This is a genomic window from Methylobacterium sp. J-030 (genome assembly GCF_022829545.1).
Taxonomy (GTDB): Bacteria; Pseudomonadota; Alphaproteobacteria; order Rhizobiales; family Beijerinckiaceae; genus Methylobacterium.
In genome coordinates, this window is sequence record NZ_JAKSYM010000214.1 from 1 (window position 1) to 301 (window position 301).

General features: G+C 71.1%; 1 pseudogene. It reads left to right on the forward strand.

From position 1 onward, the window contains the following. Positions 1 to 74 precede the first annotated feature (74 nt). Positions 75 to 301: pseudogene (locus tag MKK75_RS14525) on the forward strand (ATP-dependent RecD-like DNA helicase); the annotation flags it as partial.

Consider the following 301-nt stretch of genomic DNA (forward strand, 5'->3'; position numbering starts at 1 on the left):
GATGTGAGACGGTGGTGTTGAGGGCCGCGAGCGTCGCCTAGGCGCTTGTCTGCTGGCTGGTGACCGGATGGGTGGTGCAGTACGTCTGGGGCGATAAGCCGTGCACGCACCTGGCCGGGCTGCACGCCGCCGCGCGGATGATCGCCGAGCGGCTCCTCCGGCGTGCGACGGGCACGCCGCCCTGTCACGAGATTGCCCTCGCCCGCGCGCTGCCCTGGGTCCACGAGGAGACCGGCAAGGCACTGTCACCCTCGCAGAGTGAGGCTGTCCGCCGCGTGCTCGGCGCCAAGCTCGCGGTGAT